The organism is Yersinia sp. 2540 StPb PI (assembly GCF_052217165.1).
Classification (GTDB): Bacteria; Pseudomonadota; Gammaproteobacteria; order Enterobacterales; family Enterobacteriaceae; genus Yersinia; species Yersinia enterocolitica_E.
Window position 1 is genome coordinate 2,323,052 of record NZ_JAZGQC010000001.1, and the last position, 18,372, is coordinate 2,341,423.

Here is an 18,372-nt window from a genome sequence, read left to right on the forward strand (position 1 = left end):
ACAATGAATACCACTTTTTCTTCAGTGGTTTTTATTCATATTAGCGCGAATTATGCTAATTACCTGCTCGCATCAGGTGACTCATTCACAATTCACGCAGCCCAGTGTTCAATGGCGTTGATGGAATTGGTAATAGCGCCCTTTGTGTTGCAATAAACTGTGGTGATTGCCTTGCTCGACTATCTTGCCACCATCCATCACGCAGATTCGATCCATATATTCCAGACCGTATAAACGATGAGTGACCATGATCAGGCTCTTGTGCTGACAGTGTTGGCGCAGCAGAGCCAGAATTTGTTGTTCTGTTTCAGCATCTAACCCTTCGGTAGGTTCATCAAGTAGCAAAAGAGGCGCAGGATGTAGCAAGGCACGGGCAATTCCTAAACGACGCTGTTCACCGCCAGAGAGTGGCCGGCCGCCATCCCCCATCCAGGCATTCAGTCCCTCACTGTTATCAAGTAAGTTGGCTAACCCGACGTGTTCCAAAACTGTTTTCAACTGTGCATCAGACGCCGTAGGGCAAGCCAGCAACAGATTTTCACGTAATGTACTGCTGAAGACATGTACCCGCTGGCTGACCACTGTCATCATCTGGCGCAAGGTATTTTCGTCATAATTGGCCAATGGTTCCCCATTAAGCGTGATACTGCCTTGGCTGGCATCCCAGGCCCGGGTTAATAATTGTAACAGTGTGGATTTTCCACAGCCTGTGCGCCCAAGTAGCGCAATATGCTCCCCTGCGGCCAGTGACAGCGATATATTCTGCAAAACGGGTAAGGGCTGCTGTGGGTAGGTAAAACTCAACCCTGTCACTTCTAGCGCCACCTGTGCGGCCACCTCTGGACCATTGGTCGGGAATGTCACTTCAGGCTGTTGTTCCATCAATTGCGCAACGCGGGTCGCAGAAGCGATAACTTGTCCCAAGTGTTGGAATGCACCAGCCACCGGCAGCAAGGCTTCAAATGCGGCTAAAGAGGTAAAAACAAAGAGCGCCAGTAATGCGCCTGGTTGATTATTCCCGCCAATACCTCCAGCGGCGAGCCATAAAATTAGCGTGACCGTTAGGCCAGTAGCCAGAATCATTAGCGCCTGCGCTAAACCAGCCAAGGATGCTTGCTGTTGTTGGCGTCTCATCCAGCGTTGTTCAATATCCTGCAACGAGGCACGGAATTGCTGTAACGCACCGAATACCAATAACTCTGCCTGCCCCTGTAACCAAGAGGTCAGTTGCGAACGATAGAGACCACGCAGGTCCGTCAGGTCACGACCAATGGGCTTACCGGCACGATAGAAGATCAATGGGACGAGTAGTAATAACCCCAGCAGAATTGCACCGAGTGTCAGGGCCAGATTGACATCCAGATAGCTCAAACCAAACGTCACGGCAGCAATAATTGCGATGGCGGCCACCAGCGGTGAGATGACGCGCAGATAGAGATGATCGAGGGTATCAACATCGGCGACCAACCGGTTCAGCAGTTCACTTTGGCGAAAACGGGCAATACCGGCAGGGGAGAGTGGTAGGATCTTCTGGAAAGCGAAGACCCGCAGATGTGCCAGTACACGGAATGTCGCGTCATGGCTGACAACTCGCTCTGCGTAGCGGCCCGCCGTACGGGTAATTGCGGCCCCTCGGACACCGGCAGCCGGTAGCAAGTAGTTAAACGTATATAATCCAGCAGGGCCAGCGATGGCGGTACCCGCAAGGAACCAACCTGATAATGTCAGCAAGCCGATACTGGCCAGCAGCGTGACAATTGCCAGCACGATACCCAGACAAATCAGGAACCAATGGCGGCGATACAACGCCAAAAAAGGAAGAAGTACGCGCATAATTAAAGCTCCTCACTGCGATGGGACAGCAGATTGGCAAATGAACCGTCAGACTGGCTGAGGGTGGAGTAATCACCTTGCTGAATCAGAAGGCCACTATCCATTACCCAGATTTGATCATAACCCAGCGTATCTTCTAACTGATGGGTAACCAGTAGCGTCGTCTGCCTGCGAGAGGCTTCCTCTAGTGCTTTCATCACCAATTGTTCACTGTGAGCATCAAGGCTGGCGGTGGGTTCATCCAGCAGCAATAAGCGGCACGGATTCAGTAAGGCGCGGGCAACGGCAACACGTTGCGCCTGCCCAACGGAGAGACGTGCAGAATGGTCGCCGACTTCAGTATTCAGCCCTTGTGGCAAATCAGCCAGGAATTCATTGATATAAGCACGCTCTACCGCCTGTTGCAATTGGCTGTGTGACGCATCTGGCTGGCCCAGCAAAATGTTGGCCGCCAGCGTCTGTTCCGGCAAATGTGGGTTTTGGCCAACCCAGCTTAATTGCCTACGCCACGCTGGTGCTTCCAGTTCGCGTAATTCAACCCCGTTCACTTTCAGTGAGCCGCGATAGGGTAAAAAGCCCAGCAGCAGGTTGAGTAATGAACTTTTACCTGCGCCACTCAGACCAACAATGGCAACGCGTTTGCCTGCGGGTAATAAGAACGTCAACGGTCCGGCCAACCGGGTGCCATTAGGGGCCAGAATTTCCAGTTGGTCGGCTTCTAGGGTGATAGCTTGGTTACCCGGCAGCACTTGGTCACCTTGGCCAATCGCTTCGCCTTCACTACTCAAAAATGTGACCAGCGATTCTGCTGCGCCAACTGCCTGAGCTTTTGCGTGATAAAACGTGCCTAAATCTCTCAGCGGTTGGAAGAATTCAGGGGCCAGGATCAATACCAAAAAACCCGCAAACAGGGTGACGCCAAAACCATAACTACCAAAATTCAGTTCACCCAAATAGGAAAAACCAAAGTAGACGGCAACCACGGCAATAGAGATGGCGGCGAAAAACTCTAATACGGCTGAAGATAAGAATGCCATACGCAGCACTTCCATGGTGCGGCGGCGGAAATCTTCTGAGGCATCACGAATTTGGTCGGTTTCTGCTTTAGCGCGGTTAAATAACCGTAACGTATCTAATCCGCGTAAGCGATCGAGGAAGTTGCCACTCAACCGTGCCAGTGCGACAAAGTTACGCCGATTGGCGTCGGCGGCACCCATCCCGACCAGTGCCATAAACAGCGGGATCAATGGCGCGGTGACAAACAAGATCAAACTTGCCGCCCAGTTGATAGGGAAGACGGCAATCAGGATAAGCAATGGAATGAATACGGCCAGATACATCTGTGGCAGATAGCGGGAGTAGTAGTCCTGCATATCTTCAATTTGTTCCAGAATGATGGTTGCCCAACTGCCCGCGGGCTTACCTTTCACCCACGCAGGGCCGAGCTGTTCTAATCGATCTAAAACGACATTACGGATCTGCTGGCGAACTTTCATTCCGCAGATAAATCCCACCCGTTCGCGCAACCAACTGATCACGGCGCGCAATGCAAAGGTTCCGGCCAGTAGCCAAAAATCAGCAGTCAATGCCGATCGGGGGAGTTGGTCGATAATCAGAGATTGCAGCAGGGTGGCCAGTAACCATGCCTGAGCGATGATCAATAACCCGCTGAGGAGGCCAAGTAACATGGACAGGCGGAGCCAACGTTGCGCGGGGGCGCTTTGTTTTTTCAGCCAACGAATCAACTCATACTGTCTTGTTTTATTCATCAGGCAATTTATCTGCGCAGGGAGCTAGAAAATATCAAAAAGTGTTTGTCACCGTTGACGGTGGCAAACTCGCGAAAGGCAATATTACCTTGTCATGACGAGAGGTGAAACCATTAGGTTGTGATAGTCGCCGCATTCCACAACAGGAGTAATTTACTGTTTTTAATTGGGATGCGGGCGAGTGAAAATAAAAAACGGGTGGTTCACTTATCGTAAACCACCCGCCACATAGCGCTTGGATCCCCATGCGGAATCGTTACTTATCGTTTACTAGCCCATCCAGATAGCGTTCTGCATCCAGTGCCGCCATACAGCCGGTACCGGCGGAGGTAATTGCCTGGCGGTAAATATGGTCCATAACATCGCCTGCAGCGAACACACCCGGAATGGAGGTTTGTGTGGCATTGCCTTGCAGACCTGACTGAACTTTGATGTAGCCGTTTTCCAGTGCCAGTTGACCATCAAAGATGGCGGTATTTGGGCTGTGACCAATCGCAATGAAGACGCCAGCAACAGCAATCTCTTCTGTCTCACTGTTTTTGGTGGATTTAAGGCGGACACCGGTGACACCCATGTCATCACCCAAAACTTCGTCCAAGGTGCGATCAGTGTGCAATACGATGTTGCCGTTTTTTACTTTTTCCATCAGGCGATCAATCAGGATTTTCTCTGAGCGGAAGCTATCACGACGATGAATTAAATGAACTTCAGCTGCGATATTCGCCAGATACAACGCCTCTTCAACCGCAGTATTACCGCCACCGACTACCGCCACTTTCTGATTCCGATAGAAGAAACCATCACAAGTCGCGCAGGCAGAGACCCCTTTGCCTTTGAAGGCTTCTTCTGACGCCATTCCCAGATAGCGGGCAGAAGCCCCTGTAGCAATAATCAGCGCGTCACAGGTGTACTCAGCACCATCACCAAACAGGCGGAATGGGCGGTTTTGCAAATCCACGCTATTGATATGATCGAATAGAATCTCTGTTTGGAATTTTTCTGCATGCTCATGCATCCGCTCCATCAGAGCAGGGCCAGTCAAGCCTTCAGGATCACCAGGCCAGTTCTCCACGTCGGTGGTGGTGGTTAACTGACCGCCTTTCTCCATTCCGGTAATCAATACAGGTTTCAGGTTGGCGCGTGCAGCATAAACCGCCGCAGTGTAACCCGCAGGGCCAGAACCCAGAATAATCAATTTGCTATGTTTAGCCGTGCTCATGAATACCTCTTTCCCACAATGGCGGACAATGTTAGCGATTGTAGGGAAAATTGGGCATTAAAAAAAGCAGACAAAAATGTTGTTAGCGATTTGTTTGATAGGTGATGCCTATTTAATGAACTAAATGTATTAAGAATCGGCAGTTAGCGGTGAAGCGACGTCAGGCTACGGGCAAATTGGACCCAAATTAATTTTTACGTTACGCGCCAACTCGCGCTGAAAAGCTTTAACCCTATAAAACATGTGGCTTGCAAGCCGATTGAGCAAAAAATAGCCATGACACTAAACCACCTTTTTGCACCATTTTATAGCAAATTTAGGGCGAAAAAATAGCTAAGGGAAACACTCTGGGATTTTAATTCTGGCACGTTCTACTGATTTAACTTCTTTTACTTTGACAATCGGCTGTGCATTTGCGAAAACATCAGTGGAAGAAGAAATTATCTGCGCGCCATAAATTTCAGATTTGGTATCAGTGATGCCAAGCGAAAACCCTGGAACGTTTTCGATTAATGCTGGATGGCGTGTGAAGTAAGTTCTCGAACAACTGTAGGGGGGAGTTTCTACGGCGGTTCGTGATGTGCTATCTCTTCCTCAACGCTAATAATCATCGAGTACCTCGCATACAGTTGGACAGACAGGGTGTGAGATAACAACGTGTTGATATATTTGCATAAAACAGGCTGCGGGTCGTTGTCTGTAGCAGGCTCGAAGTATAAGCACGATGAGAGCATGTCACAGACTCAAGGAAATTAAGAGAGACTATAAGATGATAGATAATAAAAAACGCCCGGGGAAAGAGCTTGATCGTATAGATCGTAACATCCTGAATGAATTACAAAAGGATGGGCGTATCTCTAACGTTGAGCTTTCAAAACGAGTAGGATTATCACCAACACCATGTTTGGAACGGGTTCGCCGCTTAGAGCGTCAGGGCTTCATCCATGGTTATACAGCACTGCTTAATCCACAGTATTTGGATGCGTCGCTGCTGGTTATCGTTGAGATTACTCTGAATCGTGGCGCTCCGGATGTGTTTGAGCAATTTAATGCCGCTGTTAAAAATCTTGAGGAAATTCAAGAGTGTCACCTGGTTTCCGGCGATTTCGACTATTTGTTGAAAACCCGCGTACCTGATATGTCTGCTTACCGTACATTACTCGGTGAGACCTTGCTTCGCCTGCCGGGCGTCAATGACACCCGTACCTATGTGGTCATGGAAGAAGTGAAGCAGAGTAACCGCCTAGTCATTAAAACGCGGTAAACAGGCAGGTGCAAAACCTGAGTAATTTGGTTACACTCCTGTTTATTCATACAGTTTCAACGCCGGGAGGGTTCTCGGCGTTGTCACTCATACCAGTTAACAGGAACCTGGAGAGCCTTTCTTGAGCCAGGAATATACAGAAGATAAAGAAGTTACCCTGAAAAAACTCAGCAGCGGGCGTCGTTTACTTGAGGCGGTTTTGATTGTGGTGACAATTTTGGCAGCCTACCTGATGGCGGCGCTGCTCAGTTTTAATCCTTCGGACCCAAGCTGGTCCCAGACTGCATGGCACGAGCCTATCCACAATCTTGGTGGGGGTATTGGTGCCTGGATGGCCGATACACTGTTCTTCACCTTTGGTGTTTTGGCTTACGCAATCCCTGTGATTATGGTGATGTTGTGCTGGGCGGCTTTCCGTCAGCGCGATGCCAATGAACACGTCGATTACTTTGCTCTTTCTTTACGCCTGATTGGCACATTAGCCCTGATTTTAACGTCATGTGGCCTGGCTGCATTGAATGTTGACGATCTTTATTACTTTGCCTCTGGTGGGGTAATTGGCAGCTTGTTCAGTAATGCCATGTTGCCGTGGTTCAATGGTGTCGGGGCAACACTGACATTGCTCTGTATCTGGGCTGTTGGCCTGACGCTGTTTACCGGCTGGTCATGGTTGGTCATTGCTGAGAAAATTGGCGGGGTGGTCTTAGGCTCACTGACATTTATGACTAATCGCTCACGTCGTGAAGAACGCTATGACGATGAAGATGACGATTATCAGGTTGAAGATTCCGACGTTGCTGAACAAGAGCAGGGGGCGGCTTCAAATAAAGCGCTAGCAGTAGGCGCGGCTAGCGCCGCACTTGCGGCATCTGCGGCTCATGCTGACGACGACGTGCTATTCTCCGCGCCATCAGCAACCGACGCCATCACCAATGTGCCTGAGCCGGCCTTATCCCCAGTGCCTGGGTCCAATGGCGACTATGATCCTCTATTAAGCAGCCTGCGGGCAACAGATGATGACTATCAACCTGCTCCTGGGGCGATAGCCGAGTCTGTTAGCAGCCATAGCACGGCACCGATGACGGCTAACTCGACAGCGACACCGCCGTTATATTCGTTTGAAATTCCGCAAGAGACGCCATCACCGGTTCAGACTCGTGTTGCCACGCCTGTTGAGCGGCCAGAGCCACAAATGGGGGCATGGGATGTACCACCTGCACCTGTCAGCCATTCGCCGTTCGATTTCTCAACAGCACAGCGCCATAGTGATCAGGTCGATAGCGTTCCTAATACGAACACTGGTTTTGGCCGTGCCCTTGATGGTTTGGCCGCAGTAAGTTCGGCCAGTGATCCACTGATTAGTGACCCATTGATCAATAGCAGCTTGTCAAATAACCCATTGTCTCATCACGGTTTGTCGGGAACAGCCATCGCCGCTGCGAGTGCAGCAGCGACGTTTATGCCAGCATTTACTGCTACTAGTGACACCGGTTCTCAGGTAAAACAGGGCATCGGTCCTGAGTTACCACGGCCTAACCCAGTGCGTATTCCAACGCGGCGTGAGTTGGCCTCTTACGGTATCAAGTTGCCTTCACAACGTATGGCGGAGCAGGAACAACGCGAACAAGAAGCGCAAAATCCTCAGGTTAATGCAGCGTCGTTCGACAGCGAGCCGCTATCAGAAGATGATGATGCGTTGCAGCAGGCTATATTGCGTAAAGCGTTTGCCGACCAGCAGTCCGAGCGTTACGAGCAATCATCAGACGCAGGCGGTAATACGTTCACCGCCCCTGAGCCAGAAGATGAGCAAGCTTTAGAAGAAGCCGCATTACGGCAGGCATTCGCAGCACAACAACAGCATCGTTATGGGGCGGTTCAGCACCAAGACGCTATTCATCACCAAGACTCTACTCATCACCAAGACGCTACTCATCACGAAGACGCTACTCATCACAAAAACAGTGCCGCAGAAGGAATGCAGCCTGTTGATATCCGCCGCGCCTATACATTCTCGCCGGTCGCAGATCTTGTTGATGATAGCCCTCGTGAGCCGCTGTTTACGCTTTCTCCCTATGTTGATGAAGGGGAATCCACCGCTTCTCCAGACGCTATTTCGCCTGAGCAACCAGCGCAATATCAGCAGCCATCAGTGCATCAAACGCATTCAGGGCAAGTCACATCGGTGCCAGCACCCTATACGCAGTCTGCGGCAACGCCTACTTATGCACCGACAACAGCACATGCTCCGGTAATAGCCCCGTCTGCTGTTGAGCCAACAATACCGGTACCACCTGTCGCCCCGGTGCAACCAACGCCAGCAATGGACAGCTTGATTCACCCGTTCCTGATGCGTAATGATCAGCCGTTGATTAAACCGACCACACCACTGCCTACGCTTGATTTACTTTCTTCTCCGCCAGCGGAGGAAGAACCCGTTGATATGTTTGCTTTAGAGCAAACGGCTCGTCTGGTTGAAGCACGTTTAGGTGATTATCGGGTAAAAGCGGAAGTTGTGGGTATTTTTCCAGGGCCAGTCATTACTCGCTTTGAGTTGGATTTGGCTCCAGGTGTTAAAGCGTCGCGCATTTCCAATCTTTCCCGCGATTTGGCCCGTTCTCTATCAGCTATCGCCGTGCGTGTAGTGGAAGTTATTCCGGGCAAACCTTATGTCGGACTTGAATTGCCGAATAAGCATCGTCAAACGGTCTACCTGAGGGAAGTGCTCGACTGTGCCAAATTCCGTGATAACCCTTCTCCGCTTGCTATTGTGCTTGGTAAAGATATTGCCGGGCAGCCGGTGGTGGCAGACTTAGCCAAAATGCCACACTTGCTGGTGGCTGGTACTACCGGTTCTGGTAAGTCGGTTGGGGTGAACGCGATGATCCTCAGTATCTTGTATAAAGCTACACCGGATGAGGTGCGCTTTATCATGATTGACCCGAAAATGCTGGAGTTATCGGTGTATGAAGGCATTCCTCATCTGCTAACCGAAGTGGTTACCGATATGAAGGATGCCGCGAATGCATTGCGCTGGTGTGTCGGCGAGATGGAACGGCGCTATAAATTGATGTCGGCACTGGGCGTGCGTAATCTCGCAGGCTATAACGAGCGCGTAGCTCAGGCTGAAGCTATGGGGCGGCCAATCCCTGACCCATTCTGGAAGCCATCCGATAGCATGGACATCTCACCGCCGATGCTGGTGAAACTGCCTTATATCGTGGTGATGGTGGATGAGTTTGCCGATTTAATGATGACAGTGGGCAAAAAAGTTGAAGAACTGATAGCACGTCTGGCACAAAAAGCCCGTGCTGCCGGTATCCATCTGGTGCTGGCTACCCAGCGCCCATCGGTAGATGTTATCACCGGTTTGATAAAAGCTAACATTCCAACCCGTATCGCATTTACGGTTTCCAGTAAAATCGACTCACGGACTATCCTCGATCAGGGCGGCGCGGAATCACTGCTGGGGATGGGGGACATGCTGTATATGGCTCCAAACTCTTCGATTCCGGTACGTGTACACGGTGCCTTTGTCCGTGACCAGGAAGTGCATGCCGTGGTTAATGATTGGAAAGCTCGAGGTCGTCCTCAATACATTGAGAGCATTCTTAGTGGTAGTGAAGAAGGGGAAGGCGGTAGTCTTGGATTGGACAGTGATGAAGAGCTGGACCCACTGTTTGATCAGGCCGTGAACTTTGTGTTAGAGAAGCGCCGGGCGTCAATTTCTGGCGTGCAGCGCCAATTCCGTATTGGGTATAACCGTGCTGCACGTATTATCGAACAGATGGAAGCCCAGCAGATTGTGAGTACGCCGGGCCATAATGGTAATCGTGAAGTGTTGGCCCCGCCGCCACATGAATAGTCATATTTTGCTCTGAGGAAGTTAACATATACCCAATAGATTTCGAGTTGCAGGTAGGCGGCAACGAAATGAACCCAAGGAGTTGAGATAACTCAATGAGTTGGGTGACAAATCTGTCAGGAGCAGATTTGAACGCTGCTTGCCGCGGCCTCGCAGAGGCGAGGTCCATGGACGGGCCGAGTAGTGATGGCAGCCAACACCCCTGCATCTTGAAAGATGACGAGTATAGACAGGGCCGCTTTGCGGCCCTTATGCAAAGAAGCATAACCCCGTATTTATCAGAGAATTTTATAAGGTATTTAGAATAATGAAAAAACTGCTTGTTGCTTGCTGTCTGTTATCGGGTTTAATTTCAGCTTCAGTTCTGGCGGATGTCAGTACCGATTTGCAAGGTCGTCTGAGTAAGGTGAACAGTTTCCATGCTAATTTCTCGCAAAAAGTGACCAGCGCTGATGGCGCGACGGTGCAGGAAGGTGAAGGGGAGCTGTGGGTGAAACGGCCAAATCTGTTTAACTGGCATATGACCTCACCGGATGAAAGCGTACTTATCTCAGACGGGGAAACCTTGTGGTTCTACAACCCTTTTGTTGAGCAGGCCACGGCAACCTGGTTGAAGAATGCAACCGGTAACACCCCGTTTATGCTGATTACCCGCAACAACCCGGATGACTGGAAACAGTACAATGTTAAGCAGAAAGGTGATGATTTTGAACTGACACCTAAAAGTGCCAGCGGTAATCTGAAGCAATTTGCCATTACAGTTACGCCAACGGGGACTATCAAGAGTTTTACTGCGGTTGAGCAAGATGGGCAGCGCAGTGCTTACACCCTGAAAGGCCAGCAAAATAGCTCGGCTGACGCCAGCAAATTTAAATTTACCCTACCAAAAGGGGTGACGCTGGACGACCAGCGGCAGTGAGGTTTGTGTGAGTAATATGTCCCTCGACTTTTCCCAAAATGAGTTTCAGCCACTGGCCGCGCGGATGCGGCCTTTGACGTTGGATCAATATATTGGTCAGCAACATTTGCTGGCACCGGGTAAACCGCTACCACGGGCAATCGTTGCGGGGCAGTTACACTCCATGATCCTCTGGGGGCCACCTGGAACGGGCAAAACCACATTGGCCGAAATTATTGGTCGTTACGGTCAAGCTGATGTGGAACGCATTTCTGCCGTGACCTCTGGTATTAAAGAGATTCGTGAGGCCATCGAACGCGCACGGCAAAACCGTGATGCTGGTCGGCGCACTATCTTGTTTGTTGACGAAGTCCATCGTTTCAATAAAAGCCAGCAGGATGCTTTTTTGCCGCATATTGAGGATGGCACTATTACCTTTATCGGTGCTACGACTGAAAACCCCTCGTTTGAACTGAATTCGGCATTGCTCTCCAGAGCGCGGGTTTATTTGCTTAAGGCATTAACCGCCGCAGATATCGAGAAAGTGATCGATCAAGCGATGTCAGACGGCAGCCGTGGCTACGGTGGGCAGAATATCAAACTGCCGGACGAGACCCGCCGCATGATGTCGGAGCTGGTTGGTGGTGATGCTCGTCGCGCGTTAAACAGCCTTGAGATGATGGCAGATATGGCAGAAATAGATGCCAACGGGGTGCGAGTATTAACCCCTGATTTGCTGAAAGAAGTGTCTGGCGAGCGGAGCGCCCGTTTTGATAACAAAGGTGATCGTTATTATGATCTGATCTCGGCGGTGCATAAATCCATTCGCGGCTCGGCCCCGGATGCGGCGCTATATTGGTATGCGCGTATTATCACCGCAGGGGGGGATCCCCTTTATGTCGCCCGCCGTTTATTGGCTATTGCCTCGGAAGATGTCGGTAATGCGGATCCACGCGCTATGCAAGTGGCTATATCAGCGTGGGACTGTTTTACTCGAGTCGGTCCGGCAGAAGGTGAAAGGGCGATTGCTCAGGCCATTGTTTATCTGGCTTGTGCACCAAAAAGTAATGCGGTTTATTCCGCGTTTAAAGCAGCGATGCAGGACGCGCGTGATAAGCCTGACTTTGATGTGCCAGAACACCTACGTAACGCACCGACCAAACTGATGAAAGAGATGGGGCTTGGGGCGGAATACCGATATGCCCATGATGAACAGCATGCTTATGCTGCGGGTGAGAACTATTTCCCGCCAGAAATGGCCGCGACTCGCTACTATTCACCCTCATCCCGTGGTCTGGAAGGTAAAATCGGTGAAAAGCTGGCATGGTTGGCTGAGCAGGATCAAAATAGCCCGATAAAACGCTACCGCTAGTCTTGCTGTTGCGGTAAGGTTAGCGCTATATGGTAAGTGGCTGTTTATACCGCTTATGTCATGAAATTCTCCTTTAATAACCATTATGCCCAAAATAGTTGAAGTGGCAGGTAGGCAGCAAGTAAGCGAGTCTCGATGAGTTTACTGAGGTAAGTGATTCGGGTGAGAGAACGCTGCTAATACCGCTGCAACTTCAAAGATGAAAGGCATTCTATAACTACAAGCACAGGACTAGCATGCTCGATCCCAATATGCTGCGCAATGAGCTAGACGCAGTCGCCGAAAAACTTGCTCGCAGAGGTTTTAAACTTGATGTTCAGATGTTGCGCCAACAAGAAGAGCGCCGCAAAGTTTTACAGGTTGAAACAGAAAGTCTGCAAGCAGAACGTAACTCCCGATCGAAATTGATTGGTGCGGCCAAGGCGCGTGGCGAAGATATCGAGCCATTACGTCTGGAAGTAAATGCGCTGGGTGAAAAGCTGGATGCGGCTAAGGCCGAGCTGGACAAACTGCAAAACGAAATCCGCTTACTGGCGTTATCTATTCCTAACCTGCCAGATGATTCTGTCCCTGTGGGTAGAGATGAGAAAGACAATCTTGAAGTCAGCCGTTGGGGTGAGCCGCGTAAGTATAATTTTGAAGTGAGAGATCACGTCTCGCTGGGCGAAATGGCCGGTGGCCTTGATTTTGCTGCCGCAGTGAAGCTGACCGGTGCGCGTTTTGTGGTAATGAAAGGGCAAATAGCCCGTATGCACCGTGCGTTATCCCAGTTTATGCTGGACCTGCATACCGAAAAACACGGTTATCAAGAAGCTTATGTTCCTTATCTGGTTAACCATGCCACTTTGTACGGTACTGGCCAGTTACCTAAGTTTGGTGAAGATTTATTCCACACCAAACCGCTGGAAGAAGAGTCAGATAGCAGTAACTATGCACTGATTCCGACCGCTGAAGTGCCGCTGACCAATCTGGTACGCGATGAGATTCTGGAAGAAGACACTCTGCCATTGAAAATGACGGCCCATACCCCATGCTTCCGTTCTGAAGCGGGTTCCTATGGTCGTGATACCCGTGGCTTGATTCGTATGCATCAGTTCGACAAAGTTGAGATGGTGCAGATTACTCGCCCGGAAGATTCGATGGAGGCACTGGAAGAGTTGACCGGTCATGCAGAGAAAGTTCTGCAATTACTGGACCTGCCATACCGCAAAGTGCTGCTGTGTACTGGTGATATGGGCTTTGGTTCCAGCAAGACTTACGATTTGGAAGTATGGCTGCCAGCGCAGGATACTTACCGTGAAATCTCTTCCTGTTCTAACATGTGGGATTTCCAGGCGCGCCGTATGCAAGCTCGTTGCCGCAATAAAACCGATAGAAAAACCCGTTTAGTTCATACCCTGAATGGTTCTGGTTTGGCGGTTGGCCGCACCCTGGTTGCAGTGCTGGAAAACTACCAGCAGGCAGATGGCCGAATTGAGGTTCCAGAAGTATTACGCCCATATATGGGTGGCCTGGACTTTATCGGTTAATAACATACGGATTAATCACTAATCCAATATGCAGAAAGCGCCTTAGGGCGCTTTTTCTTTTTGGCGTATAGCCAGAGTAAAGGCTGAAGATTGTCAGTAGGTGCTTCCAACATATTGTGCTATCCCCTCCCGCGCAGTAATTGACTTTTATATCGCCGGTGGCATGATGCGCTCACTTTTATCGTCCCGACGGCTCCTGTCTTATTATGTCCGCATATTCTCGCCCGGTTCTGCTTCTGCTCTGTGGGCTTTTGCTGTTTACGATTTCTATCGCGGTGTTAAATACATTGGTTCCCTTATGGTTATCTCATCAACAATTGCCAACCTGGCAGGTGGGGATGGTTAGCTCGTCTTATTTTAGTGGGAATCTGGTTGGGACATTGATTGCGGGGCGCTTGATCCAGCAATTTGGATTTAATCGCAGCTACCATTACGCCTGTTTTTTATTTGCGTTGGCGACTTGCGGATTAATGCTATCAGTGGATTTCTGGAGTTGGCTGGGATGGCGCTTTTTGGCGGGCGTCGCCTGCGCTCTGATTTGGGTCATTGTTGAGAGTGCGTTACTGCGTAGTGGCACATTAACCAACCGTGGGCAACTGCTGGCGGCTTATATGATGGTCTATTATCTGGGAACCGTCACCGGGCAATTATTATTAGGTGTCGTGTCAACGCAATTACTCAATGTTATCCCTTGGGTCAGTACATTGGTCATTACGGCCATGCTGCCGCTGTTGTTTGCCCACTTCTCGCATCAGGGTAGCAGTGAGTCCTCACACATTGCCATTTGGCCGATGCTTAAGCGCCGTAGCGCTCGCCTGGGCATTAATGGCTGCATTATCTCAGGGATACTGTTAGGTTCGCTCTATGGCCTGTTGCCGCTCTATCTATCACATCAGGGCATGAGTGATGCCAGCGTTGGATGGTGGATGGCTTTACTGGTTAGCTCAGGCATTATCGGTCAATGGCCGATAGGCAAAATGGCGGACCGTTATGGTCGTTTACTGGTGCTGCGCATTCAGGTGTTTGTCGTCATCCTCGGCAGTGTAGCCATTTTAGGTAATTATGCCCTGGCTCCGGCATTATTTATTCTGGGATGTGCCGGTTTTACCCTTTATCCGGTCGCCATGGCTTGGGCGTGTGAAAAGGCCAGTGCTGATGAGTTAGTGGCGATGAATCAGGCATTACTGATGAGTTATACCCTCGGCAGCCTGACCGGCCCAACCATGACTTCCCTGCTGATGCAGCGCTATTCCGATAATTTACTGTTTATCATGATAGCCGCTGTCGCCTTAGTGTATTTGATGATGTTGCTGCGTAAGCCAGGTAAACAACAGACCCCTTACGCTGCCATATAACAACAAAAAAAATACCGCCAGTGGCATAACCCAATTTGGCGGTATCTATGGGGATGCGTTAATTAACTGACTACGCCCCCCTTCTTGTTTGAAGTTGCCGCACCATTAGCTGCTTGCAACTGTAATGACTTAATATATTACTTTGTGACCATAGCTTTCGAGAATGCCTTTCACCCGATCCATGATCTCTGCGGTAGGGGGCTTCACCCCATCCAGTTTGTATTCTTCACCCATGGCGACCCATTTGTGCTTACCCAACTCATGGTAAGGCAGTAATTCGATTTTCTCGATATTGGTCATGTTCTGGGTAAACTCGCCTAACATGTGCGCCGATTTATCATCATCTGACCAACCCGGCACCACCACATAGCGGATCCAGGTTTTCTGGTTTCGTTTTGCCAAGTAACGGGCAAACTCCAGTGTTCGATGATTCGATACCCCCACCAGATTCTGATGCACACTGTCATCCATCTGTTTTAAATCCAGCATCACTAAATCTGTGGCATCAAGTAACTCATCGATGACCGGATCATAACGGCGTACAAAACCATTGGTATCCAGACACGTATGGATACCAACCTCATGACACGCACGAAACCAATCGCGCACAAACTCGGCCTGCAAAATAGCTTCGCCACCTGATGCAGTCACACCGCCGCCAGATGCATTCATAAAGTGGCGATAGGTGATGGCTTCTTTGACTAATTCTTCAACGGTAACTTCTTTACCGCCGTGGGTATCCCAAGTATCACGGTTATGGCAATACAGGCAACGCATCAAGCAGCCCTGGAAGAATACGATAAATCGGATACCCGGGCCGTCAACAGTGCCACAGGATTCGAATGAGTGAATACGACCAAGTACTGACATAGCAGGATTTCTCCAACGCTGGATGAATAAAGGCCCCACTAAAGTGGAGCCTTTAAGTTTATGCCATTTTACTGCGGCAGGGAATTATATCGACTGTGTAAAGGTACGAGTAATTACATCCTGCTGTTGTTCTTTGGTCAGCGAGTTGAAACGTACTGCGTAACCCGATACACGGATAGTCAACTGCGGATATTTTTCCGGGTTTTCCATCGCGTCTAACAGCATTTCACGGTTCATTACGTTCACGTTCAGGTGTTGACCACCTTCGATGGACGCTTCGTGATGGAAGTAACCATCCATCAGACCGGCCAGGTTAGCTTTACGTACTTCGTCGTCTTTGCCTAATGCGTTTGGCACGATAGAGAAGGTGTAAGAGATACCATCTTTCGCGTAAGCAAACGGCAGTTTAGCAACCGAAGTCAGAGAGGCAACAGCACCTTTCTGGTCACGGCCATGCATTGGGTTAGCACCTGGACCGAATGGCGCACCAGCACGGCGACCATCTGGGGTGTTACCGGTTTTCTTACCATAAACCACGTTAGAGGTGATGGTCAGCACGGACTGAGTTGCCACTGCACCACGGTAAGTACGCAGCTTCTGAATTTTCTTCATAAAGCGCTCAACCAGGTCACAAGCGATATCATCAACGCGTGAATCGTTGTTACCAAACTGTGGATATTCGCCTTCGATGTTGAAGTCGATAGCCAGGCCGTCAGCATCACGGATGGTGCTTACTTTGGCATACTTGATAGCAGACAGGGAGTCAGCAGCAACAGACAGACCTGCAATACCACATGCCATAGTACGGTAAACATCACGGTCATGCAGTGCCATTAGCGCAGCTTCATAGCTGTACTTGTCATGCATGTAATGGATGATGTTCAGCGCGGTAACATATTGTTTAGCCAGCCAATCCATAAAGTGGTCCATGCGTTCCATGACTTTGTCATAGTCCAGCACGTCATCCATCATTGGCGCTTCTTTCGGGCCAACCTGGATCTTCATTTTTTCATCAACGCCGCCGTTGATTGCGTACAACATGGTTTTCGCCAGGTTGGCACGGGCACCAAAGAACTGCATTTGTTTACCGACAATCATCGGGCTAACACAACAAGCGATAGCATAGTCATCGTTGTTGAAGTCAGGGCGCATCAGATCATCGTTTTCATATTGCACAGATGAAGTATCGATGGAGACTTTAGCCGCATACTTTTTAAAATTCAGTGGCAGCTTTTCAGACCACAGAATGGTCATGTTCGGCTCTGGAGACGGCCCCATGGTGTACAGGGTGTTCAGGAAGCGGAAGCTGGTTTTGGTCACCAGAGTACGGCCATCAACGCCCATACCGGCCAGAGACTCAGTTGCCCAGATTGGGTCACCAGAGAACAGTTCATCATACTCAGGGGTACGCAGGAAGCGAACCATACGCAGTTTCATAACCAAATGGTCAATCAATTCCTGCGCTTCAATTTCAGTCAGCTTACCTTCTTTCATGTCACGTTCGATGTACACGTCAAGGAAGGTAGATACACGACCGAAGGACATTGCCGCACCGTTTTGGGATTTAACTGCAGCTAAATAGCCGAAGTAGGTCCACTGTACTGCTTCACGGGCGTTAGTTGCCGGACCTGAGATATCACAGCCATATTTGGCCGCCATTTCTTTGATTTGAGCCAGAGCACGATGCTGTTCAGCAATTTCTTCGCGCAACTGGATAGTCATTTCCAGGTCTTTGCCGTTTTCCAAATCATCTTGCAATGAATTGAACTGAGCCAGTTTGTCTTTCATCAGGAAGTCGATACCGTAAACGGCTACACGACGATAGTCACCGATGATACGGCCACGGCCATAGGCATCTGGCAAACCAGTCAGTACACCAGATTTACGGCAGTTCAAGATGTCTTTGGTATAAACGTCGAACACACCTTGGTTGTGTGTTTTACGGTAATCGGTGAAGACTTTTTTCAGTTGTGGGTCAAGTTCACGACCATAAACTTTGCAAGAGCCTTCTACCATTTTAATGCCACCGAATGGGATCAGTGCACGTTTCAATGGTTTTTCAGTCTGCAAGCCAACGATGGTTTCCAGATCTTTATTAATATAGCCAGCATCATGAGATGTGATGGTTGCAGCTACGTCGGTATCGAAATCAACTGGCGCATGGGTGCGGTTTTCCAGTTTGATGCCTTCCATAACCTGCGCCCACAGTTTGTCGGTCGCATCGGTAGGGCCGGCAAGGAAGGACTCATCGCCTTCATAAGGGGTATAGTTCTTCTGGATGAAGTCACGAACGTTTACACCGTTCTGCCAGTCACCCTTGGTAAAACCTTGCCATGCTTTGGCCAATTTTTCATTAAGTTCGGTCATAATGCATCTACCTTTTAATGTTAATTTCTTCGAA

The 18,372-nt window shown here is 49.7% G+C and carries 11 protein-coding genes; 6 read left to right on the top strand and 5 right to left on the bottom strand.

Features of this window, described 5'->3' with window-relative positions; all coding sequences use genetic code 11:
* Window positions 1-108: 108 nt before the first annotated feature.
* The 3 genes from cydC to trxB form a co-directional block, all read right to left on the bottom strand.
* Window positions 109-1,833, bottom strand: a complete 1,725-nt coding sequence (gene cydC, locus V1956_RS10485; RefSeq protein ID WP_420070958.1) for a heme ABC transporter ATP-binding protein/permease CydC — start codon at window positions 1,831-1,833, stop codon at window positions 109-111.
* Window positions 1,834-1,835: 2 nt separating this feature from the next.
* Window positions 1,836-3,602 (bottom strand): heme ABC transporter permease/ATP-binding protein CydD, encoded by a 1,767-nt coding sequence (cydD, locus tag V1956_RS10490; RefSeq protein ID WP_442825078.1) that lies wholly within the window; start codon window positions 3,600-3,602, stop codon window positions 1,836-1,838.
* A 256-nt stretch (window positions 3,603-3,858) separates the two neighbouring features.
* Entirely contained in the window at window positions 3,859-4,821 is a 963-nt protein-coding gene (trxB, locus tag V1956_RS10495) for a thioredoxin-disulfide reductase (RefSeq protein ID WP_372559344.1), read from the bottom strand.
* Window positions 4,822-5,590: 769 nt separating this feature from the next.
* On the opposite strand from trxB, the gene lrp reads away from it, so the two are divergent.
* The 6 genes from lrp (at window position 5,591) to V1956_RS10525 (ending at window position 15,101) form a co-directional block, all read left to right on the top strand.
* Window positions 5,591-6,085 carry a leucine-responsive transcriptional regulator Lrp gene (lrp, locus tag V1956_RS10500; protein ID WP_002211340.1) on the top strand — a complete coding sequence of 165 codons (495 nt, stop codon included), beginning with the start codon at window positions 5,591-5,593 and terminating at the stop codon, window positions 6,083-6,085.
* Between the two features lie 121 nt (window positions 6,086-6,206).
* Window positions 6,207-9,947, top strand: a complete 3,741-nt coding sequence (locus tag V1956_RS10505; protein ID WP_442825079.1) for a DNA translocase FtsK 4TM domain-containing protein — start codon at window positions 6,207-6,209, stop codon at window positions 9,945-9,947.
* A 307-nt stretch (window positions 9,948-10,254) separates the two neighbouring features.
* Entirely contained in the window at window positions 10,255-10,866 is a 612-nt protein-coding gene (gene lolA / locus V1956_RS10510) for an outer membrane lipoprotein chaperone LolA (RefSeq protein ID WP_083158429.1), read from the top strand.
* Window positions 10,867-10,873: 7 nt separating this feature from the next.
* Window positions 10,874-12,217, top strand: a complete 1,344-nt coding sequence (locus V1956_RS10515; RefSeq protein WP_372569320.1) for a replication-associated recombination protein A — start codon at window positions 10,874-10,876, stop codon at window positions 12,215-12,217.
* Window positions 12,218-12,453: 236 nt separating this feature from the next.
* A complete protein-coding gene (gene serS, locus V1956_RS10520) occupies window positions 12,454-13,746 on the top strand; it encodes a serine--tRNA ligase (RefSeq protein WP_442825080.1) in 1,293 nt (430 codons plus the stop codon).
* A 206-nt stretch (window positions 13,747-13,952) separates the two neighbouring features.
* Window positions 13,953-15,101 (top strand): MFS transporter, encoded by a 1,149-nt coding sequence (locus V1956_RS10525; RefSeq protein ID WP_372559340.1) that lies wholly within the window; start codon window positions 13,953-13,955, stop codon window positions 15,099-15,101.
* Between the two features lie 129 nt (window positions 15,102-15,230).
* Here V1956_RS10525 and pflA read toward each other — a convergent pair whose 3' ends face one another.
* A complete protein-coding gene (gene pflA / locus V1956_RS10530; RefSeq protein WP_372559339.1) occupies window positions 15,231-15,971 on the bottom strand; it encodes a pyruvate formate lyase 1-activating protein in 741 nt (246 codons plus the stop codon).
* Between the two features lie 84 nt (window positions 15,972-16,055).
* Entirely contained in the window at window positions 16,056-18,338 is a 2,283-nt protein-coding gene (gene pflB / locus V1956_RS10535) for a formate C-acetyltransferase (protein ID WP_083158433.1), read from the bottom strand.
* Window positions 18,339-18,372: the final 34 nt, after the last annotated feature.

Coding starts and splice junctions, on each gene's coding strand:
- cydC (WP_420070958.1), bottom strand. CDS start 1,833: ATGCGCGTACTTCTTCCTTTTTTGGCGTTGTATCGCCGCCATTGGTTC.
- cydD (WP_442825078.1), bottom strand. CDS start 3,602: ATGAATAAAACAAGACAGTATGAGTTGATTCGTTGGCTGAAAAAACAA.
- trxB (WP_372559344.1), bottom strand. CDS start 4,821: ATGAGCACGGCTAAACATAGCAAATTGATTATTCTGGGTTCTGGCCCT.
- lrp (WP_002211340.1), top strand. CDS start 5,591: ATGATAGATAATAAAAAACGCCCGGGGAAAGAGCTTGATCGTATAGAT.
- lolA (WP_083158429.1), top strand. CDS start 10,255: ATGAAAAAACTGCTTGTTGCTTGCTGTCTGTTATCGGGTTTAATTTCA.
- serS (WP_442825080.1), top strand. CDS start 12,454: ATGCTCGATCCCAATATGCTGCGCAATGAGCTAGACGCAGTCGCCGAA.
- V1956_RS10525 (WP_372559340.1), top strand. CDS start 13,953: ATGTCCGCATATTCTCGCCCGGTTCTGCTTCTGCTCTGTGGGCTTTTG.
- pflA (WP_372559339.1), bottom strand. CDS start 15,971: ATGTCAGTACTTGGTCGTATTCACTCATTCGAATCCTGTGGCACTGTT.
- pflB (WP_083158433.1), bottom strand. CDS start 18,338: ATGACCGAACTTAATGAAAAATTGGCCAAAGCATGGCAAGGTTTTACC.